This window comes from Streptomyces sp. NPDC058470 (assembly GCF_042721055.1).
GTDB lineage: Bacteria > Actinomycetota > Actinomycetes > Streptomycetales > Streptomycetaceae > Streptomyces.
In genome coordinates this window covers 211,026-233,216 of the sequence record NZ_JBHXMF010000004.1, presented here as the reverse complement: position 1 = coordinate 233,216, position 22,191 = coordinate 211,026, and the positions used below count along the sequence as shown (strand labels likewise).

Sequence of the window (22,191 nt, the reverse complement as noted above, 5' to 3'; positions counted from 1 at the left end):
ATCTACTGACGGCCACGTAAGCCATCAGGTGTTGCGAGGACCCCGAGAATCCGCCATCTCGCCGGTCAGGGGCTTCGTCATGCGGTCAGCTCGTCTTGCGGCGCCTGGCCCGGGAGGGAACCAGACCCGGCAGGGGGACCACCGGCGCCGGGGCAGGGGGAGCCTCGGGGGTGGAGACGGGTGCCGACCGGACCCGGCAGATCTTGAGGATCACGGCCAGGTCGTCATCCGTGAACAGGACCCGGCGTCCGATCTTCACGTGAGGGAGGCCGGAGATGTTGCGGCGCAGCCACCAGTCCGAGGACTGCCTCAGGACCTGGGCGGCCTCCTCGTAGGTGTGCAGCGCATGCCCCTCGGTCATCACACGAACTCCGGCGGGCACGGGATGTACGTGGACTCGCCCGCGTGGTTGGTCCCCGGGACGTTGCACAGCGGCTCTCCGTCGTGATGGGACCACTCGGGCGCCGGGCCCCATGCGGGTACCCAGGTACTGGGCGCGGCCTGGACGGCCGGCTCGCCACACTCGGAGCACACGGCGCTCATCACAGGCACCCGTTCTGCCACTCGGTACGACTGTCGAAGGTCAGGCCCTCGGGCTCCTCGTACTGGCGCCGGGTCGTGTCGAAGAAGTGCCGACCCTGCTCCGGGTCGTAGCTCACGAGCTGCATCGAGTGGGAGGGCGCGTACGCCCAGCAGATCCCCACGTGACCGTCGTCGAGAGCGAAGAGACCGACTCGGTCTCCTCCTCCGGCCTCGAACTGGGCCTTCAAGACCCATTCCATTCCGCTGCTCATGCCGCTCACCAATCCCCGTCGAAGACTTCGGGCTCGTAATCCGCAGCGAGGTCGGCCATGGCCTGTTCCGCCGTGCCTCCGGGCGGGATGTACGGGCACACCGGAGGACAGTTGTACTTGCCGTCCTCGCACGTCACGCACTGGGCCATGATCACTCCCCACGGATTTTAAAAACGAGACGCCCAAAAATGGGCGAAGCCCCCTCCGGCATCCAGGCCGGAGAGGGCTTACGCGGGGGCAAGAATACAGCTTTTCTTGGTGGCGGCATAACGCCCAGGAATTGTTGGAGAGGGGGTTCGGTTTTTAAAATCCGGTGTCGCTCATCTCGTTCGTGAACGCCTCGATCTGGATACACCGCGCGTACTCCCAGCGGAGCGGATGGTCGGGGCTCAGGGCGACCATCCGAGCTGCCTCCTCGCTCCCGGCGTCCCGCAGCTCCAGAGCCCGCTTGGCGGCCCTCTGGAAGCCCTGCCAGGTCACGTCCAGACCCTCGGGCGTCTCGGTCAACCCGTGCCGCTGGAGGGCCTTCTGACGCCCCGTGGGGCTCATCGAACCTCCCCTAAAAACCGTTTTCAGACGAGCTTTTCGCCCTACCCTCCGAGCATGGATGACGCTTGGGCGATCAAGAAGCTCGACGAGTTCATCGATGGCATCGACGGCCTTGGAGACTGGGTTCGTCGCCTTTCCCAGGAGGAGGCCCTTGTCCGAAAGGAGATCGTCGTACGACAGATCGCCAACGAGTACGTGCAGGGACTCGGCGACTACACAGTGCAAGTCGGCACCAAGCAGAAGCGTTGGGGCCCCGCACGTGAGGCTGCGGTACATGCACGCGAACTGGCGGCAAACCAGGAGGAGTTCGATGCCTTCCGTCAGGCCCGAGGGCCAGGGCTTTCCGCTGACGCCCTGCACCCCTGGGCCTGGGAACCGGCCGCACCTCTGTGGGCCGCTGGAGCCCACCAGGACGCTGTCCTCGCTGCCGCCCGTACGGTGAACCGACGTCTCCAGCAAAAGCTGAATCGCCACGACATCGGCGAGACGGACCTCTGCATGCAGAGCTTCGACATGAAGGCACCAGCCGAGGGCAAGCCCCGACTCCGCTTCGACGGGGACCGGAGTACCCCGACGTGGAGAGCCCGACAGGACGGCGCCAAGTACATGTCCGCCGGGGCCTTCTTGGCGATCCGGAACCTCGCCGCGCATGAGGACGAGGTGAACTGGACTCAACAGGAGGCGCTGGAGTACCTGGCAACCTTCTCCGTCATCGCGCGGTGGATCGAGGAGTGCACAGTCGAGACCGCGACTTGACCTCACCCACGTCGCTCGCCACGGCCCTGACGCTCCTCGGAGGTCACGGCGAGATTCCCACGAGTCAGCCGACTCCAGGAGCCGAACAGGCGTGGGCCCGCCACCGCGTGAAGCAGTGACAGGCCCTCGGTCCCGGCGGGTCAGACAGAGTGGCCCTGAGTACGGGTGCTGAGCTTGCACTCGTCCTCGATCGGCCCCCACTCGGGCCGGAACTCGGGGTGGCCGACGTACGCCTCAACGAGTTTGAAGACCACCGGGCTACGCAGCTTCAGCGGGATATTGGCGACCGCGTTCACGATCGCACCCTCCACGATGGAGCGGGGCCTGTCCTGTGGCGACCACGGAAGTTCCTGAACCCAGCCCATGAGCCGGCGCTTCGCCTCGACGTCGGCGAGGACCCGGTCCCGCAACCGTGCCACGTTCTGGTTCTTTCCGGGCTTCAGCTCTTTGGCCTCCGTCTCGTCCTCAACGAGACGGGCCTCTAGGAAATCCATCACGTCTGCCAAGTCGACGTACACCATCACTGTTCCCCCCTTGTGTAAGCACCGATGGGACATCATCGGCCCAACCGGTCAACCTGCGTTGCCGAACGGGCTCCTGACACTCTTTCGGGTCACCTGTACGACTCCGCCACGACGCGCGCCCTCATGGCGGCGAGCTTCTCCGAGTCGACCACCGCGGCCACCAAGGATCCCTGAGCCGGCCGCCTCACCTTGTCGGCCTCGGCAACCTGGGCGACCAGGGTCTTCGGGGTGCTCGGGACCGGTCCGGCCTCCGCCTCCTGGGCCCGCAGGTGCTCGTACAGAGCCATCTCGTCCCCGGCTTCCACCAGGCCCTCCAGACCCCGTCAGCGTCCGCCGGGAGCGGGTTGGCCTCCAGGTACGCTTCCCGCTTCGGGTTGGCCGTGCTGAGGCGATACGCGAGGAACCCCGCCGGGGTCCCACGACGGGCCGAGGCCGCCTGGATCTCCTGGTCCCTCGCGGCCCGAGCGTTGCGGATCAAGTGCCGGTCGTAGCAGTTGTCGAACCACTCGCCGTCCTTGCGGAAGCACGAGCCCCAGTAGATCTCGTACACGAAGCTCCGGCCCTGGCGGACCTTCTGGACCAGCAGACAGTTCGCCTCGGCCATCCGCTTCAGCAGCGCCTGGGCTCCCCGCTTGGTCAGCCCCGTCAGGGCCTCCACGTCGTCCACGGAGAGGACCACGTCCTCCAGACCGCACATCGCGGCCAAGCTCCACGCACGGCGACCCAGGGACGGCACGGCGGTCGTCACGTCCCCCTCATGCTCGGACCAGAGGTCCAAGCTCGGGTCCAGCATCACCAGGGCCTGCCCGGGACTCGTCAGGGAGGTCAGCTCGGTCATCTCCGAGAGGTTCTTCATCCCCTTGGCCAGGACCTCCTGGGCCTTCTCGCCGATACGCGCACTCAGAACCGCATTATGGCGTCACGGCCGCTAGAATTCGGGGACTGCTTCATAGGTACTCCGGGTCAATGAGATGGGACGGAGTGCCGGTCTCAGAGGCCTTCGCTTCCTCTCAGACCAACTGCGGTTTTTAAATTCCGCTGACGTCGCCCTCGGTTCCTACACCGGGGGCTTCGTCGTGTACGGGCCAGGATAGGCCCTCGCGAGACGCGTACACACGCCTTAGGTAGCTCCACAGGAATTCCTGGAGAGCGTCTCCTCGTACATTTTCTGGTGTATTCGTTTTTAAAAACCGAGGCGTTAGTGAATACACACTCGCGTTGAATCTGCCGACATTCATGTGGTAAATTCGACACGACTCCTCAGGAGATACACCCCACCCACCAGGGACTTTTACATCCCGAGGAGTGCGCTATGGCGCAGAAAGTCGATCTCACCCGTTTCATCCCCTCCATGGCGAGGGTGGACGGAGCCGAGCAGCCCGTCTTGATCCCCGTGCGTCGCTGGTACGACGCCCTGCTCTTCGGCGAGGGCGACGAGCCCATCGAGCGCTGGAACTCGAAGGTCCACCAGGACCTCAACTCCCCCACCGCGTCCACCGATTGCTGGACCTGGACCGCCTCGGTCAACCGAGACGGTTACGGGGAGTTCAGCCTCGCGGGCCTGACCGTCCGGGCCCACATGATCCTCTGGGCTCTGGAGCACGGCTCACCCCCGGCGTACGTCTTCGGTCCCAAGGGCTGGGAGAAGGTCCACCTGGGCCACCGCTGCCACGATCGGGACGAGACCTGCGAGGGCGGACCTCAGTGCCTCCACCGCCGATGCGTGAACCCTGACCCCGGGCACCTCCAGCTCCAGAGCCACAGCGCCAACATCCGCGCGGGCCTGGCCGGTGCGCGTCAGCAGCGCAAGACGCACTGTCCCTCGGACCACCCGTACGCCGAGCACGGCTTCGTGTACACCGACCCGCGCGGCACGACCCGCCGCTACTGCCGGGCCTGCCAGAACGGCCTGAGGGCCGCCGAGTTCGTCGGCTCCCGCAAGGCCCTGGAGGTCGCGGCATGAACGTCACCTCTCTCGATGACCTGAACCTGGTCATCTCCGGCCGCCTGGCCGTCAACGCGAAGAACGCCCTGGAGATGGGCGTCCAGAAGGTCGACGAGCGCGAGGCCCGCCTGATCCAGATCGGCTCGGCTGCCGTCATGGAGCGGTGGCGCTGCGCCCAGAGCCACGGCTCCGGCATCTGCGGTCAGGCCCTGATCCCCGAGCCTCAGACCGCCCAGCTCCTGGGCGAGCCCCAGAACCCCGTGATGGACGAGCCAGCCCACGGCTACCTCACGGTCGAGGACTTGGACCCGGTCCTGGGCTTCGTCGAGGTCGAGCTGTTCCACCACCGCCACGTCCTCGCGGCCTACGCCGAGCGGAGCGGCCGATGAACCCCCGCTGGTTCGGTGAGCTGGTCCATGACCAGGAGCTGAAGCCGTCCGCCAAGGTCGTCGGCGTCCACATGCTCATCTGCCCCGGCGCCCAGACGGCCACCTAGATCGCCAAGGCCGTCGGCCTGCACCGGGCGACCGTCAGTGAGGCACTCCTCGTCCTGCGGGAGCAAGAATGGGTGTCGCGGCGCCACCACCTGTGGACGGGGGAAGTCGCGTGATCACGACCCTCGTCCTCCACGCCATCGCCGCCGTCATCACGCTCGGCCTGATCGTCGCGGTCGTCCGCCGTCTGCGGAGGGCCCGTTGATCCGCGTCGCCGACTTCATGGCCGGAGGCGGCGGAAGCTCTCAGGGCATCCTCTGTGTCCCCGGCACCGTGCTGACGGTGGTCCTCAACCACTGGCAACTGGCCATCGATTCGCACCAGTTGAACTTCCCGGGAGCGCAGCACGAGTGTTGCGACGTCTCGCAGGCGGACTTCCGCCGGTTCCCATACGTCGAGATCTTGTGGGCGAGCCCCGAGTGCACGCACCACAGCGTGGCCTCGGGCCGAAAGCGCATTCAGCTCGATCAGGTCCCGGACGAGCACGGTGAGGTCCTTCCGGCCGACGCTGCCGAGCGGTCCCGGGCGACCGCGTGGGACGTGCTCAGGTACCTGGAGCGGATGCTCCTCAGAGGCAGGCCGGTGCTCGGCGGCATCGTCGAGAACGTCGTCGACTTCCAGCGCTGGAACCTCTTCGATGCGTGGCGCAAGGGCTTTGAACTCCTCGGCTACGACGTCGAGATCTTCTACATCAACTCGACCCACGCGCACAGCCGTAGGGCCCTGTGGGCTCCGCAGTCCAGGGACCGGATGTACGTCGGGTACTGGCACCGCTCGTTGGGCCGTAGGCCCCTCTGGGAGAAGTGGCTGAGGCCGCACGCCACGTGCCCCGACCACGGCGCCGTACGAGGCCGTCAGGTCTTCAAGAGGACCGACCGGGAGCCGTGGGGCTGCTTCAAGAGCCAGTACGCGTACCACTGCGACCGCCCCGGCTGTGACCACACCGTCGAGCCCGTCACCCTCCCGGCGAGCACGACCGTCGACTGGTCTCTCCCTGCCCAGCGGATCGGGGACCGGAAGAAGCCTCTCGCCGAGAAGACGATGGCCTGCATCCGGGACGGCCTGGAGCGGTATGCCCGTCACCTCGTCGTTCCCGTGGAAGGGCGGCTCGGCAAGCAGGCGAAGCCCTTGGACGAGCCCGCGCGGACGATGACGACCCGGCGAGAGACTGGAGTGGCCTTCACCCCGTTCGTTGCCGAGCTGCGCGGCGGAGCGAGCAAGCACCGTTCGACCGAGGACCCGCTGTGCACGGTGACGGCCTCCGGTAACCACCACGGCCTGGTCACCGAGGACCTGGCTGTAGCGGGTCAGGACTTGGCGCTCCCGTACTACGGCAACAGCCGGGCCCGGCCCCTGAGCCAGCCTCTGGGAGCCCTGACGACCGTGGACCGCTACGCCCTCCTCAAGGCCCAGATCGAGGCCGAGAACTGCCTGTTCAGGATGTTGGAGCCCGAGGAGATCGGCCGGGCCATGAGCTTCCGCGAGGGCTATCGGCTGCTCGGGACCAAGAGGGAGCGCGTGAGGCTGCTCGGCAACGCAGTGACCCCGAACGCCGCCGAGATCTTGATGAGCGCGCTGGTCGAGTGCATCACCGGTGAGGACATCGAACCCTCCCTTGCGCTATGCGCCTGACCGACCTCGCCGACGTGCTGAGCGAGCAGCCCGAGGAGCTGATGGGCCTCGGGCTGCTCCTCGCCCTGACCGCCGGTGAGCCGGCCGTCCTCCGCCAGGTCCCCGCGATCCCGCCGGGGGCCACCCGGGGCGAGTTCGCCCTGTTGCTCCGCCTGAACGTCCTGGAGGTACACCCATGACCGAGTGGTTCGAGTGCTACGTCTGCTCCGGCCAGTCCGAGAGCCGGACGTGCGACAGGTGCCGAAGCCGACTCCGCGGGCTCCTCGTCCAACTTCCGGAGCAGTTCGCATGGTTGACGCTGAGCCGTCAGCGGGTGCGGGGCGGAGGCAGTGACGGACGCTCCTCGAAGCGCCTCCACGCCCCTGTGCCGGGCGACGAGCGGGTCCTCAACCTCCTCGGCCCCGCGTCGCGGAGGGCTGTCACTGACGCCGAGGACCAGACGGGCGCCGTGCCCTTCTTGGAGGTCCTGGCGTCCTGGGCCGAGGTCGTGACCGAGGGGCTCCGGCTCCCGCCCGTCAGGCGGCACGTGACGACCCTGACGACCCGGCTGACGGAGCACCTCGCGTGGGTCTGCGAGCAGGAGTGGGTCGTCGACTTCGAGGCGGAGATCCGGGAGTTGGTGAGGACCACCCAGCAGATCACGATGACGGAGCCCCGCAAAGAACTGCTGAGGGGGGTGACGTGCCCTTCGTGCGAGGGCCTGACCCTCGTCCGGTACTTCCCCGGGGACTGGGCCGCCGAGTGCGTCCTCTGCCCTAGCGTGAAGCTCGACCATCTGGACTATGACGGTCTCGTGCGGGATCAGGCACAGCGTGCCCATGAGGGCGTCAAGTCCTCGGCCACTGACGGTCCTTGACGCTACTGTGGTTCGTACAACCGAAGAACGTCCAGCGGGGACCGGGCCAGCCGCCAAGCATAAGCCCGGTCCCCTTGACACAGGAGAGTTGACCTCCGGTGCCCGAGCATGAACTTACCCTGCCGCCCCCTGGGCTGGCAGGGCAGACGCCCGTACGCGTCCGCATGGACGCCCAGGTCGGCCTGGCCATCGCTGCCGCCGTCCTGACGACCGCCTTGACCGCCGTCAGCTTCTGGTTGTCGTTCGAGAGCCTTCACGATCTCGCCACCGCGCACCGCCTCCAGGGCGAGCGCGCCTGGGCCTGGCCTGCAACGGTCGACGCCTTCATCGCGATCGGCGAGTTGCTCATCCTGCGCGCCTCACTGATGAGCCGGGTCGACCCTTGGGCCATCGTGCTCACGGCGGCCGGCTCGCTGGGCTCGATCGTCCTGAACATCGCCAGCGTGGGCGTCAGTGACGACCCGCTCGACTATGTGACGGCCGCTGTCCCGCCGTAAGCCGCCCTGCTCGCGTTCGGCGTCCTGATGCGCCAGGTCCACGAGTTCCTCACTGCGCGCCAGGGCGTCCTGACGGCTCCGCCAGCGCTCGTCAGTCCGCCCATGACGCCCCCGGTGGAGGCCGTGGAGCAGGAGGACCAGGAGCCTGTCCACAGCCCTGTGGACGAGCACGAGGTGACAGAGGCGCCGGAGCCCGTCGAGGAGCCCGAGAAGACCCAGGAGCCGCCGACTCAGCGCGAGCGGATCGACCTGGTGATCCGGGCCTTGTACGACGCCCTCGGCAACCGTCGTCCCGCCACCCGTCACATGACGGAAGCCCTGGAAGAGGCCCGACTCCCTTCGTCCGAGGGAACGGCCCGGGAGAGCAGGAAGAGGGTGGAGGCCGCCGAGCCCCACTTGAAGACCCTGCCCTCCGCTCTCGCCGCCTGAGCGAGTCCTCACACCCATTTCGGGGTGCGCTGTGCTCGCCGTCGGCTGACGCACGCGTACCTCCGCATGCCCGGAGATCGCTATGCCCGACATACCTCCTCGGCCGGACTACCCGCCGTACTACGCGAGTCCGCCCGAGCCCACCACCGTCCACGTCCACGTCACCCAGGACGAGCCCCGGGGGCCCGGCTGGGACTTCTCCTGGATGCAGATCGGCCGGAACTCCAAGGCCATCGCCGTCTCCCTCGTCACGGCCCCTTGCTGGGCCGCCGCCCTGCGGGATGTCCACCGGGAGCAGCACCTCGCGGGCGCCTGGTTCATGGCCTTCGCCGCGCTCGGGACGGCCATCCTCTTCGACCACGCCCGTCAGCGCTTCGTGACGCGTGCCATCGCCTGGACCGCCGCCCTCGGCGCTGTGGAGGCCCTGCCCGTCTTCACCGCCTTCGTGCACGCGATGACCGGGAGCGCGTCGTGAACAACGTGACGACGGCGACCGTCAGCTTGGGCGCCGTGACGATCGGCTTGTCGATCATGGCCTGGCACCTCACCAAGTGGTGGCGCGGGGGCAGCAAGAGCGGGCCAGGCCCGGGAGGTCCCGGAGGAGGCGGCAGAGACCCCAAGGCCCTGCTCCCGCTGCTCAGTTCGATGTCCCTCGGCATGATCTCGGTGACGGCTGCCGGAGGCCTGATCGGGACGGCCGCCTCCTTCATCCTCAGCACCGGCTCCCTGGTGGGCAACTGGTCCCTGACGGCCGTGACAGGCACCGTGACGCCCGAGGTGACCCGGTCGGGCCTGAAGGCCCTGAGCCCCGGCGGATGCGCCCTGCTGGTCATCTACTTCGTGATCCTCGTGGCCCTGTGGAAGTCCGGCGCCAAGCTCCTCAAGGGCAAGATCGCGGCGGGTGTCATCGCGGGTGTCATGCTCGGCTTGTCCGCCGGGTTCTCCGGGATGGCCTCGGTCGCCCTCGTCACGATCACCAACACGGTCGGCGACAAGATCACGGGCGCGGTCATGTGACCGGGTTCCGGAAGGCGATCGAGCGCCTGGCGCAGGGGAGTTCGACCCTGACCTTGAGCACGGCCCGGGGCGTCGTGGAGTGGCTGAAGGCTGGAGAGAAGGTCTCGGACTTCGTGATCCGTCTGGCCTTCCTCGGTATCCCCGTGGCGATCGTCTGGAGCCTGCTGACGGCCTCCACGGCGTCGATGTGGGGCTTCGCTCTCCTGTGGTGCGTCGCGGCCTGGCGGGCAGCACGGCCGGCTCAGGAAAAGTCCGAGAGCAAGGACGCCGGACTCCACCCCGACGATCTGGCGGACCTGCTCTGGGAGTTGGCCGGTGACCACAAGGGCGTGCACCTCGCCCAGGTCGCCGCTCAGCTCACGAAGGAGACCGAGGGGCGGTCCTGGTCACTCAAGGACGTCCGCAAGCTCCTGGAGGCCGCGGGGATCCCCACGCGCCACAGCGTCCGTGTGCCGGGCCTCGGGGTGGCCGTGGGGGTCCACCGCCAGGACATCCCCCACCCTCCTGAGCCCCTCTCCGGAAGGCGTAGAGCAGCAGGTCAACCCGGCTACGGCTACAGCTACTACGCCGTACGTCCGGAACCTCGGGGGAGGGGCCACGGCCACCTTCACCCCCGACCTCCAGCAGCCCAACCGGACGCACGTCAACGTCGTCCAGAACGCGAATGAGTGAGGACTCATGGACTACGCCGCGCAGTACCGCCAGGCGATGGCCGACGGGGCGACCGACTACGCCCACTCGATCGTCATCTCCGCCACCGAGGCCGCCAAGGCCGAGGCGGTGACCGCCGAGGAGCTGAGCGCCCTCGTCGCCGAGATCAAGGCGAACCCCTGCGCCTGAGCAGATCCCCGGGGCGGCCGACAGCCGCCAAGCATCCCGGCCGCCCCGGTTACCCATCCCCTTGACGAAGACAGGACCACAGATCATGGCAGAGAGCACCCGGGGCATCCCGGCTCCCCCGAGGGGCCAGCAGCCCGCCCTGAGACGGCCGGACCCCCGGCACGAGACGGTGTACGACTCCAAGCGCGGCGGCTACTACCCGCCGGAGAAGGGCGGGAAGCGGTGAGCGAGGAAGACGACCGGTACGCCCTCGCCGAGGCCGCGATCGAGCGGGAGCTGACGGAGGCCCAACTCCTGGACTTCAACTCGTACGTGGGCTTCATGGCCCACTACGGCGCCCGGCTCCATGAGCTGTCCCGGATGTACGACGACCCCGAGACGGCGTACCGCCACCTCCTGAAGTACTCGGACGACTTCGTGGAGGACTTCAACGGTCAGGAGTGAGCCGGCCGCCAAGGACTTGACGGGATCAGCCCCGTCAACGCCCGCTGCCCGGCAGGATGATCGCCGTGCAGACGGAGACGTTGGTGGGGCTGATCAGTGGTCTAGGCGGTGCCGTGATCGGTGCCGGTGGCGCCCTACTGGGCGGATGGCTCCAGCAGCGGCACCAGGCCAAGACGGCAAGGGCCGAGCGCCGTGACGAGCGCCGGTACACGACAGGCCAGGCAGCGCTTGAGATTCTCATACGCTTCCGTCAGTCCGCTGCGTCCCGGACGGAGGACAGAGAGAGCGAAGATGCCTGGACTGACGTGTTCATCGACTTGACCGTGACCATCGACGCCGCCCTGTACGTCGTGCCCGACGGCGACGAGATGCGAGATCAGGTCTTCGAGATCGTGAGGCTCATCGCGTACTACGAGCAACTCGGCCAGACGCACCAGGAGTCCAACCTCTGGATTGACGCCCTGTGCAAGGAGGCCATTGAGGTGCTCTCCGCCTTCCTGCGCGAGGACCCGCTCCCGAGTCCGTTCCGTTTCTTCCTTGATCAACAGGAGATGGTGGAGGTTCATCTCCGGAATCGCACACCCCAGCCATGACGGCCGTCAGCAATGTGGCTGCCTCCCGAAGCCTTACCAGATGAAGGACTGCCCGCACCGGAGCGAGCCGGCCGCCGAGGACTTGACGGGATCATCCCCCACAGGGTTGGTCCCGTCGGCATGATGACCGCCATGCATGATTTCTTGGACAAGCTCTGGTCGATGGAGTTCGGTTCCGCATTGCTCGGAGCCGTAGCCGGTGGAGCCTTCAGCATCCTCGGCGCCTGGTGGCAGTCGCGGAGCAGCAACAAAGCCGCAGCTCGGGTTCAAGCCCAGGGGTATGCGCTACGCGCGTTTGACACGATCACCCTGCTCAGGACGCACCTGGAGGCCCAGACTTTCCAGGGAAGGGGCACGGCGGAGACCCGAGCAGCGTGGAATCTGGAACTCCGGACGCAGTTCGTCACGGCAAAGGGCGCGATCATGCTGCTGCCGGACGAGTATGAGGAGACGCGAAAGTCAGCTCGGGCGGCACTCGACATGATCACGAACTTCAACGGCCTGTTCGGTTGGGCTGAATACAAGGTTGCTACCAGGCTCCTGCTGACCGAGGCCATCAAGCACCTGGGGCTGTTCGTCCGGGGGTCAGAGGCTCCGGAGACGCGCGACATGGACGCGGTGCTCACGGCGGCCATCGACGACTACAACCGCGAGCGAGCACAAAAGGAGCTGGACTCGCTCAACGCCGAAGCAGAGCGCGGCGAACTAGACGAAGTAGATAAGGGGGAAGCCCGGAAGATTCGGGAGTACCTCGGCATCCCTCATCCTGTGCAGCCCTCGCCCGACGAACCTGAAGTCGCATCATGACGCCCGTCAGCCAATGTACGAGCAAGACCTTGGCGAGGCGATGAAATGCAGGCGGAGACGTTGGCGGGCCTCATGGGCCTCGCCGGTGCCGTTGTAGGTGCGGGAGTCTCCACGGCGGCCGTGATCTGGCAGCAGAGGAAGACCGCCCGCGAGGTGGAGCGCACACACCTGTTGGGACTCTCCGAGGCGGCGGCCAACGGAGTCATCCAGATCGCGTACAGGATCGAGGACCACTTCGCCGGTGGCGTGCCGCACAGAGAGAGTCCAGAGGACCGTCAGTGGCACAGCGATCTCAAGATGCTGCTCCGGGACCTGGACTCCGAGGCCCTGAGGTTCCCCGATGAGCGGGTACGGCGGCTGGTGCAGTGGGGCCACGCCGAGATCCTCCGGGACCCCGAGGGTGTGGCTCAGGAGGATGCGAACTGGCCCACGGCGCGGTACCGGGACATCTGCTTTCACTTCCGGACGGTTGGGGACGGTGATCCGCAGGCAGCGTTTCCCGGACGGCGTATGGACCCAGTTCCCTGGCGCCTGGCCCCCGTCATGACACCCGTCAGCAAGGTGCTTGTGTTTTGAAACACTAGACCGCATAATCGCGATCAGCAGGACCGTTGCCTCCGCGTGCAGGCCCCGACTCCCCAGGAGGACGGGGCCTTTTCGTGTTTCAGGGAGGCCGTCATGGAGGAAGAGACCTGGCTGACGGTCAAGGAGGCCGCGCTCTTCGTGGGCGTGGACATCCAGACCGTCTACTCCTGGATCCGCAGGGGCCACCTGAAGGTCACCGGGCTCGACCACCGGGGCCGGAAGCTCTTCCGTCATCTGGACGTCGCCCAGGCCGAGTTGGCCACCCGGGCCAAGGCCGGACGCGTGCTGACAGTCGCTGCGTGATCCCAAGCGCGTCAGAGAGCGACAAGCCCTGGCCACCACATCGGGTGCTCCGACGTGATCAGGCGCATCGAGGGACTGTGGGCCAGCATGAACTGACAGAAGTCTCGCCAGTCCTCATAGGACTCCGACTCCGGAATGCGGCGAGTGGACATAAGGCCGCACTCCAGCGCATCCGCGAGGAGTTCAGCGAGAATCAAGACGCGCTCGCGCTCCGGATCATGGTCGGGCGTCGGCTTGGCCTCATAGAAGTAAGCACGCATGCCGGGGTACTCCAGCATCTTGAAGTAGATGTCTCGAAGGTTGGACATCGCCACTTCCAGCGCGTTGTTGCCCGCCATCGTGTTGCTGGTGTGCACCTGGTCAACGGCGGCTTTGGTCTGTTTGGCCAAGTACAGCAACGAGACGATCAACCCAACTAACCCGCCGATGGCGGTCACCAACGTCACCACGGTTATCACGACTACCCCCGCACCTAAGCCGACTGTGGAATCAGCGACGCCGCCATACGGGCAACGGTTCCTGAAGACCGTCAGCTCACGTCTCGTCCCACGCATACGACCGACTCGTAACCGTCTGACGCCCCTCCCTGGAGCGCCAGACGGCCGGCTCAGTCAGTTCTCGTCCTCGACCTGCTCGGGCTTCCGCTGATTGCGATGCTCGCGGAGGAAACGGAATGCCTCGCCCCCAAGGACGAAAAGGGCTGCGGCGGCACTCAGGGCCGCGTTGAGTGTGTCCACTGCTGAAGATCCCTTCTCCGGGACCTCGGGCAACAGAGCGTGCCAAGATCCCGGCACGTCTGCACATGCCTGGACTTCTTGGTCACGCCCGGCGAGTACTTGCCTCCGTCGCTCCTCTGGGCAGTGAACTGGGCTTCCGTCATCCCCTCCTGAAAGCCCTACGCCGAGGCCATACCCGAAGGCCAATATCGACAATCCTTGGAGCAACGCCTCTTGACGGCCGTCAGAGCGCCTGCGTCTCTGGCTGCTGATGCGGAACCGCTCCATTGACGCTGGGCTCCGGAAGGGCCTCGGTCGACTTCAGGACGCCGTTCAGCTCGGGGAGCTTCGCGGCGGAGAACTTGAGGATCAACGCCGCCTGGAGATGGGCCTTGAGGGCAGGGTCGTCGACTTCGCCAAGCAACCGGACAGCTTGACCCGCGTCGCGCTCGGACTTCATATCTTGCTGGAGTTTCTCCCCTTGCTTCTCTAGATGCTTGAGCGCCGCGTCGGCACGGCGGTGGAAAAGGATGCTGATGCAGCTTGTCAGCAGACCAGCCACACTCGCGGTGACTGAGGCGTACAGGTCCCCAGTGGTCTCCGCTCTGAAGATCGCAAGGCCGACGCCCGTGAGCAACACGAGGCCGCCCAGGGCCGAGTACGTCAGGCTCACACTAAAACTGCGGCGTGCCTGCACAAGGCCATGTGCGTAGTACTGCACCAACAGCTTGGCGAATCTCTGCTGAGAAGGATCCTGAGGAGCCGTCCCCTCGGCGACAGGTTGATCATCAGACAGACGATCGAAAATCGCCGACTCTAGACGTTCCGCCTCTTCCTGCGTTTCGTCCTTCAGTCCTCGCTCACGCCAGCGCGAGAAGAACGCCGACAGCATCGACGCAATCGCGCCGACCAACACTGCTGCGGCTTCGCCGCCCAGTCCAAAGCCCATCGCACCACGGTGTCAGAGTCTCAGCCGAATTACCCCTGTTTCCCACAAGGCCGCCTTGACCCGTCAGAGCCTGACCGGTCACCAGTCACAGCACGCACGTGAGGGGGTGAGCCGGCCGTGGCCCGCACCTTCTCCGCAGAAGACGAGGAGACGCTCCGTCAGCTCCACGCTGACGGCGTCAGCCGCAACGAGATCGCCCGTCAGATGGAGTGGTCCGTCGGGACCATCACGAACCACGCTCAACGCCTCGGACTGTCCTTCGACCGCGAGGCCGTCAGGGTCGCGACGGAGGCCCGTCAGCTCGACCTGAAAGATCGCCGTCAGCGGATCCAGGGACAGCTTCTCGACCTCGCCGAGCGGGCGATCGAACGGACCCGGAGCGAGTACGTCATGACGGCCTTCGACCACCTCGGCGTGCCCGTCCACGAGTTGATGGCCCAGCCTCCGGCCAAGGAGACCAAGGACCTCACGACCGCCGCGACTTCGGCCCTGGCCCGGTTCGACCAGAAGGCCAAGGACGACGGCGGAGACGCCGGACGGGAACAGGCCGCGGGCCTCCTCCAGAGTCTCAGTGACGCCATGGCGGCTGCTGCCCGGGAACTTGGGGGCGACGATGCCGACGAGTACGGCTCGTAGCACCCGGTTCCTCCTGGAGCACTTCAGCCCGAAGCAGATCCGGAGCATCGCGGCAGCCAACCGCTGGATCAACCTCTGGGAGGGCGCGGTCTCCTCCGGGAAGACCATCGCCTCTGCGTTGGCCTGGTTGATGTTCGTCCCCCGGGCGTCCACGGCGGGCGAGCTGGTGATGATCGGCAAGACCCGGGACGCCGTATACCGCAACGTCCTCCAGCCGATGATGAACCCGGAGATCTTCGGGGAGTTGGCCGCCCAGATCGACTACACGCCTGGCGCCCCGACGTGCCGGATCTTCGGACGCCTCGTCCACGTGATCGGCGCGAACGACGTCAAGTCCGAGAACAAGATCCGGGGCATGACGTGCGCCGGGGCGTATGTGGACGAGGCCACTCTTCTCCTGGAGCCGTTCTGGGACATGCTCCTGACGCGCATGCGCGCCCCTGGAGCGAGGATCTACGCGTCGACCAACCCCGACAGTCCGGCTCACTGGCTGAAGGCCGAGTTCATCGACAACACGGTCCGCCGGGCATCGATGAAGGTCTTCTCGTTCGCTCTGGACGACAACATCCACCTGGGCGCCGAGTACATCGAGCGCACCAAGCAGATGTACTCCGGGCTGTTCTACAAGCGCTTCATCCTCGGCGAGTGGTGCGTGGCCGAGGGCGCGGTCTACAGCATGTTCGACGACTCCCGGCACGTCGTGGACATCGTCCCGACGATCGCGGGGTGGATCCTGGGTGTCGACTACGGCACGGCGAACCCTCTGCACGCGATCCTCGTGGGCCTGGGGACAGACGGCCGGCTGTACGTCACGAGCGAGTGGCGGTACGACGGCCGGGCCTCAATGCACCAGCTCACGGACGCGGAGTACTCCGAGCAGATACGAGGGTGGCTCTCCACCCTGCGTCCTCCCGGAGCGGCGACGACCGGGGTGCACCCCGATTACGTGGTGGTGGACCCGAGCGCCGCGAGCTTCATACAACAGCTCCACCGTGACCGGCTCACGCCGTACTCGGCCGACAACAGCGTCCTCGACGGCATCCGCACGGTCAGCTCTCTGGTGGCCACTGGGCGGCTCCTGATCCACCGCTCGTGCACCGAGCTGATCAAGGAGATCGAGGGCTACGTCTGGGACCCCAAGGCCGCCCTCCTGGGCGAGGACAAGCCCCTCAAACTCAACGACCACGGCGTGGATGCCCTGCGGTACGCGCTTCAGACCACCGAGTCCTTGTGGCGTTCCCAGATCAAGGAGGTGGCCTGATGCCACTACCGCTGAACGACATCGCCTGGCCGCCCGTCGACCCGTACGTCCAGACGGCGCTGGCCGACTGGGACGCCTGGTATTCCAGCGACCCGGACCGCCTCGAAGCCCGCTACGCCGGACGCGGATACCGCGAGGCCGTCGACCGTCCGTCTCAGTACCGTGGCGGGGTCGTCGGGAAAGTCGCCCGCTGGTTCTGGGGCAACCCCACCCCCGAAGGGGAGAAGCGCGACAAGCTCCACGTGCCCCTTGCTGGGGACATCGCTCGGACGTCCTCGGAGCTGCTCTTCGCCGAGCCCCCCAAGCTCCTCGCCGCTGACGACGCAAGTGAGGCCACCCAGAAGGCCCTTGACGACCTCATGGAGGACGGCCTTCAGGCCACGCTCCTGGAGGCCGGGGAGATCTGTGCTGCGCTCGGTGGCGCGTATCTGCGGGTCGTCTGGGACGACGGCGTGTCCGACCACCCCTGGATCGACACCGTTGCGGCCGATCGCGCAGTCCCCGAGTTCCGCTACGGCCGCCTCGTCGCCGTCACCTTCTGGACCGTGCTGGAGACCGAAGGCCGCAGCGACAACCGGGTGTTCCGACACCTGGAGCGCCACGAGAAGGGTCGCATCTACCACGGCCTCTATGAGGGCTCCGCGACGAGCCTGGGCGCCGTACGGCCGCTCGCAGACCACCCCGAGACGGCCCCGCTCGCCGCTGAGGTCGACGCCGAGGGCGGCCTCGACACGGGCGCCCCCGACCACCTCACCGCCGCGTACGTGCCCAACGTGCGTCCCGCGCGCGCCTGGAGGCACATCCCTACGGCCGCCTACTGGGGACAGTCCGACTTCCAGGGCATCGAGGGCCTCATGGACGCCCTCGACGAGACGTACAGCTCGTGGATGCGTGACGTCCAGAACGGCAAGGGCCGGATCGTCGTGCCCCAGTCGCTTCTGGAGTCCTTCGGCCCCGGTCAGGGCGCTGCCGGGAACGAGGAACGCCGCATCTACACCGGGTTGAACATGCTTCAGCGGGCAGGCGATCCCACCCCGTTCGAGGTCGTCCAGTTCGAGATCCGTGTCGCCGAGCACCACGACACCTGTCAGGCCCTGATCGAGCAGGCCGTACGACAGGCCGGCTACTCCGCAGGCTCATTCGGCGAATCAGACGGGCAACCTGTCACCGCGACCGAGGTGAAGGCCCGCAACCGGCGTTCCCTGGGCACCGCAGGCCGGAAGGGCTTGTACTGGATCCCGGGCATCGCGGACATCAGCGGTGCATATCTGGCTGTACTGGCCGGGTTCAGGTTCCGCGTCTCCGGCCTGGACCTGGAGCAGCCCCAAGTGGACCTCCAGGACGGCATCAGCGAGAGCCCGACAGAACTGGCGACCACTGCTGAACTCCTGAACAGGGCAGAGGCGACTTCCCGGGAGACGCTCGTACGGATGCTGAACCCCGAGTGGGACGACATCCGGGTGCGTCAGGAGGTCGACGCGATCCTCAAGGAGACCAGTCGCGGCGCCACTCCCGATCCGGCCCTCACCGCGTCCGAAGAGGGCGCACCGCATGCCGGAAACCTGCGCGAGCAGACCGGCGCCGCACGCTAGACATCGTCAGCCGTCTGCTCGGGCTCCAGGATCTTGTCAAGGGTTTCCTGAACAGCTCGAAGTGCAGAGCCCCGGATGCTGGCAGCGAGCTCATTCAGGTTGGAGTCATCGCCCGTGCTCTTGTAGTTCATCGCGTACTCGGCCTCCTGAGTGGCCCAGTCGCGAGCGCGGCGAATGCGTTCCAACAGTTCCTTCGCGTCGATTTCATCAGTCATGAATCGACCTTATGCCTGTGCTTCGCACATCGCCCGCCAATCGGGCCATAACTACCTTCCGGCATCCGCCGCACGGCAACGGCCGGACAATCCCGCACGGGAGATCAACATGCAGGTCCCTTTCAAGCACCCGCTCGCGACCCATGCAGCGGGAACGGTCCTCGATAGGCGCCGCGACGGCTCGCCGATCTACGCCATCGCCGGTGGCAGTGGCGAGGGCGAAGGCGGCTCCGGATCCGGCGAGAACAACGCCGGTGAGGGCGGTCAGGGCGGCACCGGTGACGGTGGTGCGTCTGGAGGCAACTCCGGTCAGCAGAACGGCGCTGAAGGTCAGGGCGGTACCGGATCGGGCACCGAGCCCGACTGGAAGAGCGAGTCCCGCAAGTGGGAGAAGCGCGCCAAGGACAACAGCGACGCCGCCGACGAACTCGCCCGTCTCAAGGCCTCCCAGATGAGCGAGCAGGAGAAGGCCGTCTCCGAAGCCGAGCAGCGGGGCCGCACGGCCGCCGCCATCGAGCACAGCAAGGAACTCGCCTCCGCACGCTTCGAGGCCGCCGCAACGCGCGCTGGCGTCGACCTGGGCGAGGCAGCCGAACTGATCGACACCGCACGGTTCGTCGACAAGGACGGCAAGGTCGACACCGACGCCATCACGGCCGCCGTGAAGAAGCTCTCCAAGCTCGCCCCGAAGGGCGCTGGGCGCTCCGGCGGGGACATGGGCGGCGGAGGCGGCTCCGGCGATCAGGCGGCCTCTCTCGACAAGCAGATCGAGGACGCCACCAAGGCCCGGAACTTCGCCGAAGTCGTCCGACTCAAGCGGCTCAAGTCCGCACAGACCACATGATCTAAGGAGGCACCATGGCCGGCATCACCGGACTGGGCACTACCTTCAACCTGCCCAACTACGCGGGCGAACTCTTCGCGATCACGCCCGACGACACCCCGCTGCTGTCTGCCATCGGCGGCCTCACCGGCGGTGGCCAGACCACGTCGACCGAGTTCGAGTGGTCCACGTACGACCTGCGCGACCCGGCGCAGCGCACCAAGGTGGAGGGCGCGACCGCGCCGACCGCCGAGGAGCGGGCGCGCGGGAACGTGCGGAACGTGTGCCAGATCCATCAGGAGAAGGTCAGCGTCTCGTACACCAAGCAGGCCGCCGTCGGGCAGATGGCGACGCCTCAGGCCGCGCCCTTCAACGGCGTGAACGGATCCAACGCGGTCACCAACGAGCTGGACTGGCAGACCACTCAGGCCCTTAAGTCGATCGCGCTCGACGTGAACTTCTCGTTCATCAACGGGACGTACGTCAACCCGCCCTCCAACGCGACCGCGCGGCAGACCCGTGGCCTGCTCCAGGCGATCACCACGAACCGGATCGCGAAGGGCACTTCGGTGACCGGAGCGACCTCGGCGACGGACACCATCACCTCGACCGGTCACGGCCTGGTCGACGGCAACAAGATCGTGTTCACGGCAGTCGGTGCTGCGACGAGCATCGTCGCGGGCCGCGTGTACTACGTCGACGCGATCGACGCGAACACCTTCAAGGTGGCCACCACCAACGGTGGCACCGCCCTCACCCTGGGCACCGCGACCGGCATCGCCTTCACCAAGCCGTGGGCGACGACCCTGTCCGGCGATCACGTCAACGACCTGCTCCAGCTCGCCTACGACAACGGCGGCATCAGCGAGCAGTTCACCGGCACCCTGCTGTGCGGCAGCATCCAGAAGCGCGCGATTACCAAGGCGCTGGCCTCGCAGTACGGCCAGTACCAGGAGACCAGCCGCAACGTCGGCGGCGTGAACGTCACCACCGTCGTGACGGACTTCGGCACCCTCAACGTGATGATGGACCGGCACATGCCGCAGGACACCATCGCGGCCCTGTCGCTGGAACAGTTGACGCCGGTCTTCCTGAACATCCCCGGCAAGGGCGTGTTCTTCGACGAGCCGCTCGCCAAGACCGGCGCCTCCGACGAGCGTCAGCTCTACGGCGAGATCGGCCTCAAGTACGGCCTGGAGCGCGCCCACGCTGTCATGACGGGTCTGGTGATCTGACCATGGCGATCTACCAGCGCGGAGCAGGCTCTCACGTGGCCGAGCGGGTCCAGCCCGAACCGGGCGGCCCCGAGGAGAAGCGCCTGGAAACACTGGTCGAGCAGGGCGTTGGCGGCTGGCACCGCATCGACGACACCGAGCCCGAGGCCGCTGAGCCGGCCAGCCCCCAGGAGCCTCCGAAGAAGCCCAACAAGGCGTCCTCGAAGGCCGATTGGGTGGCCTGGGCCGTCCATCAGGGCGAGACCCTGGAAGCCGCCGAGTCGGCCAACAGGGAGGCCCTCATCGAGCGCTACCACGGCGCTGACAGCACCGAGGAGATCGCCTGATGGCCAGGACTACGCTCACCGCCCAGAAGTTCGCCACGCTGGGTCTGGCACCGACGTACGTCACCCCCGATGCGGCGGGCGTCTCGCTCCGTTCCAGCGGCAAGCAGGTGCTCCACGTCAAGAACGGTTCGGGCGCCTCGATCACCGTCACGCTGAAGATCGCCAAGACGATCGAGGGCCAGGCCGTCACCAACCCCACCGCCACGGTGGGCGCGGGGGCGGACAAGTTCTTCGGGCCGTTCAGCGACAACTACGAGCAGCTCGACGGCACCGACACCGTGTTCGTCGACCTCAGCTCCGTGACCACGGTGACGGTCGCCTGCCTGACTCTCTGACAGGAGGCGTCATGGCCTATGCCACCGTCGAGGAGTTCACGGACTACCTCGATCCGGACCCTGTCCCCGACAACGCGGCCCGGCTCCTGAACCGGGCGTCCAAGCGGCTCGACAGCGTCCTGATCGGCGCCGTGTACGAGACGGACGAGAACGGCCTCCCCACGGATCCCGATCTCGTTGAGATCTTCCGGGAGGCCGTCTGCATCCAGGCCCAGTACATCGCCGCTCTCGGGGACGAGACGGGGGCCATGGCCAACGTCTCCCAGATGTCTCTGGGCAACCAGCAGATCGTCCGGGCCATCTCGGTCGTCGGCAGCGGCACTCCCCGGGTCTCCCCGGACATGCTCGAACTGCTCCAGGTCGAGGGCCTCTGGCCGGTGTACCCGTACACCTGGGGGTGAGCCGTGCTGCTCCTCCCCACGCACACGATCACCGTGCTGACCAAGCCAGAGGCCACGAGGGACCGGCAGAACAACCGGATCGTCGACTGGTCCACTGCCACCAGGACCGCGTACAACGGCCTTACGGAGCCGCTCAGTTCCTCGGAGACGGTCCAGCAGAACGATCAGGTCATCACGTACCTCACGTGCTTTTTGCCCCCCTCGGCGGCCGTCACGGAGTACGACCGGGCCGAGGTCGACGGCGTCACGTACGAGGTCGACGGCAAGCCCGAAGTCCAGTCCGGACACGGGCCGTTGGCCGTCCTCGCGTACAAGCGGGTCGTGCTCAAGCAGATGACCGGCTGATGGGCGCCTTCCAGCCCGACCACGCTGCCATCGCCTCACTGGTCCACGAGGACTTCGTCCAGACCGACCTGCATGAGCGGGCCGCTCGGGTGGTGAACGTCGCACAGGGCAACGCGCCTGTGAAGACGGGCCGTTACCGCGACTCCATCCATGCCGAGGACGGCCCCGACGGCGAGGTCCTGATCGTCTCGGACGTCGATTACGCGGCGGTGATCGAACTCGGCACGCGAGATGCAGGCCATCCCGCCCACCACACCATCGCCAACGCACTCGATGCAGCAAGGGGCTGATC

38 protein-coding genes are annotated in these 22,191 nt (G+C 66.8%); 28 read left to right on the top strand and 10 right to left on the bottom strand.

Annotated features, from left to right (window positions below):
* Nucleotides 1–85: 85 nt before the first annotated feature.
* From ACFWP7_RS05005 to ACFWP7_RS04990, 4 genes are all read right to left on the bottom strand, one after another.
* Entirely contained in the window at nucleotides 86–361 is a 276-nt protein-coding gene (locus ACFWP7_RS05005) for a DNA-binding protein (RefSeq protein ID WP_384376082.1), read from the bottom strand.
* 181 nt (nucleotides 362–542) lie between these two features.
* Nucleotides 543–794 carry a hypothetical protein gene (locus ACFWP7_RS05000; RefSeq protein ID WP_384376079.1) on the bottom strand — a complete coding sequence of 84 codons (252 nt, stop codon included), beginning with the start codon at nucleotides 792–794 and terminating at the stop codon, nucleotides 543–545.
* A 5-nt stretch (nucleotides 795–799) separates the two neighbouring features.
* Entirely contained in the window at nucleotides 800–943 is a 144-nt protein-coding gene (locus tag ACFWP7_RS04995) for a hypothetical protein (RefSeq protein WP_384376076.1), read from the bottom strand.
* A 154-nt stretch (nucleotides 944–1,097) separates the two neighbouring features.
* Nucleotides 1,098–1,343: a hypothetical protein gene (locus tag ACFWP7_RS04990; protein WP_384376073.1), complete on the bottom strand. Its 246-nt coding sequence runs from the start codon at nucleotides 1,341–1,343 to the stop codon at nucleotides 1,098–1,100.
* A gap of 54 nt (nucleotides 1,344–1,397) precedes the next feature.
* Between ACFWP7_RS04990 and ACFWP7_RS04985 the strand changes: the two genes are divergently transcribed.
* Nucleotides 1,398–2,099, top strand: a complete 702-nt coding sequence (locus tag ACFWP7_RS04985; protein WP_384376071.1) for a TIGR02391 family protein — start codon at nucleotides 1,398–1,400, stop codon at nucleotides 2,097–2,099.
* A 140-nt stretch (nucleotides 2,100–2,239) separates the two neighbouring features.
* Here the strand turns inward: ACFWP7_RS04985 and ACFWP7_RS04980 are convergent, their stop codons facing one another.
* Together ACFWP7_RS04980 and ACFWP7_RS04975 are read right to left on the bottom strand one after the other, a co-directional pair.
* Nucleotides 2,240–2,620, bottom strand: a complete 381-nt coding sequence (locus ACFWP7_RS04980) for a DUF6221 family protein (protein WP_384376068.1) — start codon at nucleotides 2,618–2,620, stop codon at nucleotides 2,240–2,242.
* 187 nt (nucleotides 2,621–2,807) lie between these two features.
* Complete coding sequence (locus ACFWP7_RS04975; RefSeq protein WP_384376065.1) at nucleotides 2,808–3,461, bottom strand: hypothetical protein; 654 nt, start codon at nucleotides 3,459–3,461, stop codon at nucleotides 2,808–2,810.
* A 474-nt stretch (nucleotides 3,462–3,935) separates the two neighbouring features.
* Here ACFWP7_RS04975 and ACFWP7_RS04970 point away from each other — a divergent pair, with 474 nt between their 5' ends.
* The 17 genes from ACFWP7_RS04970 (at nucleotide 3,936) to ACFWP7_RS04890 (ending at nucleotide 13,065) form a co-directional block, all read left to right on the top strand.
* Nucleotides 3,936–4,586 carry a hypothetical protein gene (locus tag ACFWP7_RS04970; RefSeq protein WP_384376062.1) on the top strand — a complete coding sequence of 217 codons (651 nt, stop codon included), beginning with the start codon at nucleotides 3,936–3,938 and terminating at the stop codon, nucleotides 4,584–4,586.
* Nucleotides 4,583–4,957: a hypothetical protein gene (locus ACFWP7_RS04965; RefSeq protein WP_384376060.1), complete on the top strand. Its 375-nt coding sequence runs from the start codon at nucleotides 4,583–4,585 to the stop codon at nucleotides 4,955–4,957. The genes ACFWP7_RS04970 and ACFWP7_RS04965 overlap by 4 nt, the downstream gene beginning before the upstream one ends.
* A gap of 306 nt (nucleotides 4,958–5,263) precedes the next feature.
* The gene (locus ACFWP7_RS04960) at nucleotides 5,264–6,694 is read left to right on the top strand and encodes a DNA cytosine methyltransferase (RefSeq protein WP_384376057.1); all 1,431 of its coding nucleotides are present in this window, start codon (nucleotides 5,264–5,266) and stop codon (nucleotides 6,692–6,694) included.
* Entirely contained in the window at nucleotides 6,685–6,873 is a 189-nt protein-coding gene (locus tag ACFWP7_RS04955) for a hypothetical protein (protein ID WP_384376054.1), read from the top strand. The genes ACFWP7_RS04960 and ACFWP7_RS04955 overlap by 10 nt, the downstream gene beginning before the upstream one ends.
* The gene (locus tag ACFWP7_RS04950; RefSeq protein WP_384376052.1) at nucleotides 6,870–7,550 is read left to right on the top strand and encodes a hypothetical protein; all 681 of its coding nucleotides are present in this window, start codon (nucleotides 6,870–6,872) and stop codon (nucleotides 7,548–7,550) included. Before ACFWP7_RS04955 ends, ACFWP7_RS04950 begins: the two co-directional genes overlap by 4 nt.
* A 98-nt stretch (nucleotides 7,551–7,648) precedes the next feature.
* Complete coding sequence (locus tag ACFWP7_RS04945) at nucleotides 7,649–8,047, top strand: DUF2637 domain-containing protein (protein ID WP_384376049.1); 399 nt, start codon at nucleotides 7,649–7,651, stop codon at nucleotides 8,045–8,047.
* A 102-nt stretch (nucleotides 8,048–8,149) separates the two neighbouring features.
* Complete coding sequence (locus ACFWP7_RS04940) at nucleotides 8,150–8,476, top strand: hypothetical protein (RefSeq protein WP_384376047.1); 327 nt, start codon at nucleotides 8,150–8,152, stop codon at nucleotides 8,474–8,476.
* Nucleotides 8,477–8,558: 82 nt separating this feature from the next.
* Nucleotides 8,559–8,951: a hypothetical protein gene (locus tag ACFWP7_RS04935; protein WP_384376044.1), complete on the top strand. Its 393-nt coding sequence runs from the start codon at nucleotides 8,559–8,561 to the stop codon at nucleotides 8,949–8,951.
* Nucleotides 8,948–9,493, top strand: coding sequence for a hypothetical protein (locus ACFWP7_RS04930; RefSeq protein ID WP_384376041.1), 546 nt, complete (start codon nucleotides 8,948–8,950; stop codon nucleotides 9,491–9,493). Before ACFWP7_RS04935 ends, ACFWP7_RS04930 begins: the two co-directional genes overlap by 4 nt.
* On the top strand, nucleotides 9,490–10,161 hold the full coding sequence (locus ACFWP7_RS04925; RefSeq protein ID WP_384376039.1) for a hypothetical protein: 672 nt from the start codon (nucleotides 9,490–9,492) through the stop codon (nucleotides 10,159–10,161). Before ACFWP7_RS04930 ends, ACFWP7_RS04925 begins: the two co-directional genes overlap by 4 nt.
* Nucleotides 10,162–10,171: 10 nt before the next feature.
* Nucleotides 10,172–10,333, top strand: coding sequence for a hypothetical protein (locus tag ACFWP7_RS04920; RefSeq protein WP_384376036.1), 162 nt, complete (start codon nucleotides 10,172–10,174; stop codon nucleotides 10,331–10,333).
* A gap of 85 nt (nucleotides 10,334–10,418) precedes the next feature.
* Nucleotides 10,419–10,559 (top strand): hypothetical protein, encoded by a 141-nt coding sequence (locus ACFWP7_RS04915; RefSeq protein WP_384376033.1) that lies wholly within the window; start codon nucleotides 10,419–10,421, stop codon nucleotides 10,557–10,559.
* Nucleotides 10,556–10,777 carry a hypothetical protein gene (locus ACFWP7_RS04910; protein WP_384376031.1) on the top strand — a complete coding sequence of 74 codons (222 nt, stop codon included), beginning with the start codon at nucleotides 10,556–10,558 and terminating at the stop codon, nucleotides 10,775–10,777. Before ACFWP7_RS04915 ends, ACFWP7_RS04910 begins: the two co-directional genes overlap by 4 nt.
* 65 nt (nucleotides 10,778–10,842) lie before the next feature.
* On the top strand, nucleotides 10,843–11,370 hold the full coding sequence (locus tag ACFWP7_RS04905; protein WP_384376028.1) for a hypothetical protein: 528 nt from the start codon (nucleotides 10,843–10,845) through the stop codon (nucleotides 11,368–11,370).
* A gap of 132 nt (nucleotides 11,371–11,502) precedes the next feature.
* Nucleotides 11,503–12,177, top strand: a complete 675-nt coding sequence (locus ACFWP7_RS04900; protein ID WP_384376025.1) for a hypothetical protein — start codon at nucleotides 11,503–11,505, stop codon at nucleotides 12,175–12,177.
* A 45-nt stretch (nucleotides 12,178–12,222) separates the two neighbouring features.
* Nucleotides 12,223–12,753, top strand: coding sequence for a hypothetical protein (locus tag ACFWP7_RS04895; RefSeq protein ID WP_384376023.1), 531 nt, complete (start codon nucleotides 12,223–12,225; stop codon nucleotides 12,751–12,753).
* A 102-nt stretch (nucleotides 12,754–12,855) separates the two neighbouring features.
* On the top strand, nucleotides 12,856–13,065 hold the full coding sequence (locus ACFWP7_RS04890) for a helix-turn-helix domain-containing protein (RefSeq protein ID WP_384376020.1): 210 nt from the start codon (nucleotides 12,856–12,858) through the stop codon (nucleotides 13,063–13,065).
* Nucleotides 13,066–13,076: 11 nt separating this feature from the next.
* On the opposite strand, the gene ACFWP7_RS04885 is transcribed toward ACFWP7_RS04890, so the two are convergent.
* The 3 genes from ACFWP7_RS04885 to ACFWP7_RS04875 form a co-directional block, all read right to left on the bottom strand.
* Nucleotides 13,077–13,502, bottom strand: coding sequence for a hypothetical protein (locus ACFWP7_RS04885; RefSeq protein ID WP_384376017.1), 426 nt, complete (start codon nucleotides 13,500–13,502; stop codon nucleotides 13,077–13,079).
* Between the two features lie 174 nt (nucleotides 13,503–13,676).
* On the bottom strand, nucleotides 13,677–13,802 hold the full coding sequence (locus ACFWP7_RS04880) for a hypothetical protein (RefSeq protein WP_384376014.1): 126 nt from the start codon (nucleotides 13,800–13,802) through the stop codon (nucleotides 13,677–13,679).
* A 223-nt stretch (nucleotides 13,803–14,025) separates the two neighbouring features.
* Nucleotides 14,026–14,730, bottom strand: coding sequence for a hypothetical protein (locus ACFWP7_RS04875; RefSeq protein WP_384376012.1), 705 nt, complete (start codon nucleotides 14,728–14,730; stop codon nucleotides 14,026–14,028).
* Nucleotides 14,731–14,847: 117 nt separating this feature from the next.
* On the opposite strand from ACFWP7_RS04875, the gene ACFWP7_RS04870 reads away from it, so the two are divergent.
* The 3 genes from ACFWP7_RS04870 to ACFWP7_RS04860 are packed head-to-tail and all read left to right on the top strand — an operon-like array spanning nucleotide 14,848 to nucleotide 18,219.
* A complete protein-coding gene (locus ACFWP7_RS04870; RefSeq protein ID WP_384376009.1) occupies nucleotides 14,848–15,366 on the top strand; it encodes a hypothetical protein in 519 nt (172 codons plus the stop codon).
* Complete coding sequence (locus ACFWP7_RS04865; RefSeq protein WP_384376006.1) at nucleotides 15,344–16,627, top strand: PBSX family phage terminase large subunit; 1,284 nt, start codon at nucleotides 15,344–15,346, stop codon at nucleotides 16,625–16,627. The genes ACFWP7_RS04870 and ACFWP7_RS04865 overlap by 23 nt, the downstream gene beginning before the upstream one ends.
* Nucleotides 16,627–18,219 (top strand): phage portal protein, encoded by a 1,593-nt coding sequence (locus ACFWP7_RS04860; protein WP_384376003.1) that lies wholly within the window; start codon nucleotides 16,627–16,629, stop codon nucleotides 18,217–18,219. The genes ACFWP7_RS04865 and ACFWP7_RS04860 overlap by 1 nt, the downstream gene beginning before the upstream one ends.
* Here the strand turns inward: ACFWP7_RS04860 and ACFWP7_RS04855 are convergent.
* Nucleotides 18,216–18,434: a hypothetical protein gene (locus ACFWP7_RS04855; protein ID WP_384376000.1), complete on the bottom strand. Its 219-nt coding sequence runs from the start codon at nucleotides 18,432–18,434 to the stop codon at nucleotides 18,216–18,218. The two genes, ACFWP7_RS04860 and ACFWP7_RS04855, sit on opposite strands and share 4 nt — an antisense overlap.
* Before the next feature lie 109 nt (nucleotides 18,435–18,543).
* Here ACFWP7_RS04855 and ACFWP7_RS04850 point away from each other — a divergent pair, with 109 nt between their 5' ends.
* Genes ACFWP7_RS04850 through ACFWP7_RS04820 form a run of 7 tightly spaced genes read left to right on the top strand, consistent with a single transcriptional unit; the run spans nucleotide 18,544 to nucleotide 22,189 of the window.
* Complete coding sequence (locus ACFWP7_RS04850) at nucleotides 18,544–19,278, top strand: hypothetical protein (protein ID WP_384375997.1); 735 nt, start codon at nucleotides 18,544–18,546, stop codon at nucleotides 19,276–19,278.
* A 14-nt stretch (nucleotides 19,279–19,292) separates the two neighbouring features.
* Nucleotides 19,293–20,492, top strand: a complete 1,200-nt coding sequence (locus ACFWP7_RS04845; protein ID WP_384375994.1) for a DUF5309 family protein — start codon at nucleotides 19,293–19,295, stop codon at nucleotides 20,490–20,492.
* A gap of 2 nt (nucleotides 20,493–20,494) precedes the next feature.
* Nucleotides 20,495–20,818 carry a hypothetical protein gene (locus ACFWP7_RS04840; RefSeq protein WP_384375991.1) on the top strand — a complete coding sequence of 108 codons (324 nt, stop codon included), beginning with the start codon at nucleotides 20,495–20,497 and terminating at the stop codon, nucleotides 20,816–20,818.
* Nucleotides 20,818–21,153 carry a hypothetical protein gene (locus ACFWP7_RS04835; RefSeq protein WP_384375988.1) on the top strand — a complete coding sequence of 112 codons (336 nt, stop codon included), beginning with the start codon at nucleotides 20,818–20,820 and terminating at the stop codon, nucleotides 21,151–21,153. Before ACFWP7_RS04840 ends, ACFWP7_RS04835 begins: the two co-directional genes overlap by 1 nt.
* Before the next feature lie 11 nt (nucleotides 21,154–21,164).
* Nucleotides 21,165–21,554, top strand: a complete 390-nt coding sequence (locus ACFWP7_RS04830; RefSeq protein ID WP_384375985.1) for a hypothetical protein — start codon at nucleotides 21,165–21,167, stop codon at nucleotides 21,552–21,554.
* 3 nt (nucleotides 21,555–21,557) lie between these two features.
* On the top strand, nucleotides 21,558–21,899 hold the full coding sequence (locus ACFWP7_RS04825; RefSeq protein ID WP_384375982.1) for a hypothetical protein: 342 nt from the start codon (nucleotides 21,558–21,560) through the stop codon (nucleotides 21,897–21,899).
* Entirely contained in the window at nucleotides 21,899–22,189 is a 291-nt protein-coding gene (locus tag ACFWP7_RS04820) for an HK97 gp10 family phage protein (protein ID WP_384375980.1), read from the top strand. Before ACFWP7_RS04825 ends, ACFWP7_RS04820 begins: the two co-directional genes overlap by 1 nt.
* The last annotated feature ends 2 nt before the right edge of the window (nucleotides 22,190–22,191 follow it).

Bases quoted from the DNA above. Each gene is read 5' to 3' on its own strand.
- ACFWP7_RS05005 (WP_384376082.1), bottom strand. From the start codon at position 361: ATGACCGAGGGGCATGCGCTGCACACCTACGAGGAGGCCGCCCAGGTC.
- ACFWP7_RS05000 (WP_384376079.1), bottom strand. From the start codon at position 794: ATGAGCAGCGGAATGGAATGGGTCTTGAAGGCCCAGTTCGAGGCCGGA.
- ACFWP7_RS04995 (WP_384376076.1), bottom strand. From the start codon at position 943: ATGGCCCAGTGCGTGACGTGCGAGGACGGCAAGTACAACTGTCCTCCG.
- ACFWP7_RS04990 (WP_384376073.1), bottom strand. From the start codon at position 1,343: ATGAGCCCCACGGGGCGTCAGAAGGCCCTCCAGCGGCACGGGTTGACC.
- ACFWP7_RS04985 (WP_384376071.1), top strand. From the start codon at position 1,398: ATGGATGACGCTTGGGCGATCAAGAAGCTCGACGAGTTCATCGATGGC.
- ACFWP7_RS04980 (WP_384376068.1), bottom strand. From the start codon at position 2,620: ATGGTGTACGTCGACTTGGCAGACGTGATGGATTTCCTAGAGGCCCGT.
- ACFWP7_RS04975 (WP_384376065.1), bottom strand. From the start codon at position 3,461: ATGACCGAGCTGACCTCCCTGACGAGTCCCGGGCAGGCCCTGGTGATG.
- ACFWP7_RS04970 (WP_384376062.1), top strand. From the start codon at position 3,936: ATGGCGCAGAAAGTCGATCTCACCCGTTTCATCCCCTCCATGGCGAGG.
- ACFWP7_RS04965 (WP_384376060.1), top strand. From the start codon at position 4,583: ATGAACGTCACCTCTCTCGATGACCTGAACCTGGTCATCTCCGGCCGC.
- ACFWP7_RS04955 (WP_384376054.1), top strand. From the start codon at position 6,685: ATGCGCCTGACCGACCTCGCCGACGTGCTGAGCGAGCAGCCCGAGGAG.
- ACFWP7_RS04950 (WP_384376052.1), top strand. From the start codon at position 6,870: ATGACCGAGTGGTTCGAGTGCTACGTCTGCTCCGGCCAGTCCGAGAGC.
- ACFWP7_RS04940 (WP_384376047.1), top strand. From the start codon at position 8,150: ATGACGCCCCCGGTGGAGGCCGTGGAGCAGGAGGACCAGGAGCCTGTC.
- ACFWP7_RS04935 (WP_384376044.1), top strand. From the start codon at position 8,559: ATGCCCGACATACCTCCTCGGCCGGACTACCCGCCGTACTACGCGAGT.
- ACFWP7_RS04920 (WP_384376036.1), top strand. From the start codon at position 10,172: ATGGACTACGCCGCGCAGTACCGCCAGGCGATGGCCGACGGGGCGACC.
- ACFWP7_RS04915 (WP_384376033.1), top strand. From the start codon at position 10,419: ATGGCAGAGAGCACCCGGGGCATCCCGGCTCCCCCGAGGGGCCAGCAG.
- ACFWP7_RS04900 (WP_384376025.1), top strand. From the start codon at position 11,503: ATGCATGATTTCTTGGACAAGCTCTGGTCGATGGAGTTCGGTTCCGCA.
- ACFWP7_RS04895 (WP_384376023.1), top strand. From the start codon at position 12,223: ATGCAGGCGGAGACGTTGGCGGGCCTCATGGGCCTCGCCGGTGCCGTT.
- ACFWP7_RS04890 (WP_384376020.1), top strand. From the start codon at position 12,856: ATGGAGGAAGAGACCTGGCTGACGGTCAAGGAGGCCGCGCTCTTCGTG.
- ACFWP7_RS04875 (WP_384376012.1), bottom strand. From the start codon at position 14,730: ATGGGCTTTGGACTGGGCGGCGAAGCCGCAGCAGTGTTGGTCGGCGCG.
- ACFWP7_RS04865 (WP_384376006.1), top strand. From the start codon at position 15,344: ATGCCGACGAGTACGGCTCGTAGCACCCGGTTCCTCCTGGAGCACTTC.
- ACFWP7_RS04860 (WP_384376003.1), top strand. From the start codon at position 16,627: ATGCCACTACCGCTGAACGACATCGCCTGGCCGCCCGTCGACCCGTAC.
- ACFWP7_RS04855 (WP_384376000.1), bottom strand. From the start codon at position 18,434: ATGACTGATGAAATCGACGCGAAGGAACTGTTGGAACGCATTCGCCGC.
- ACFWP7_RS04850 (WP_384375997.1), top strand. From the start codon at position 18,544: ATGCAGGTCCCTTTCAAGCACCCGCTCGCGACCCATGCAGCGGGAACG.
- ACFWP7_RS04845 (WP_384375994.1), top strand. From the start codon at position 19,293: ATGGCCGGCATCACCGGACTGGGCACTACCTTCAACCTGCCCAACTAC.
- ACFWP7_RS04840 (WP_384375991.1), top strand. From the start codon at position 20,495: ATGGCGATCTACCAGCGCGGAGCAGGCTCTCACGTGGCCGAGCGGGTC.
- ACFWP7_RS04835 (WP_384375988.1), top strand. From the start codon at position 20,818: ATGGCCAGGACTACGCTCACCGCCCAGAAGTTCGCCACGCTGGGTCTG.
- ACFWP7_RS04830 (WP_384375985.1), top strand. From the start codon at position 21,165: ATGGCCTATGCCACCGTCGAGGAGTTCACGGACTACCTCGATCCGGAC.
- ACFWP7_RS04820 (WP_384375980.1), top strand. From the start codon at position 21,899: ATGGGCGCCTTCCAGCCCGACCACGCTGCCATCGCCTCACTGGTCCAC.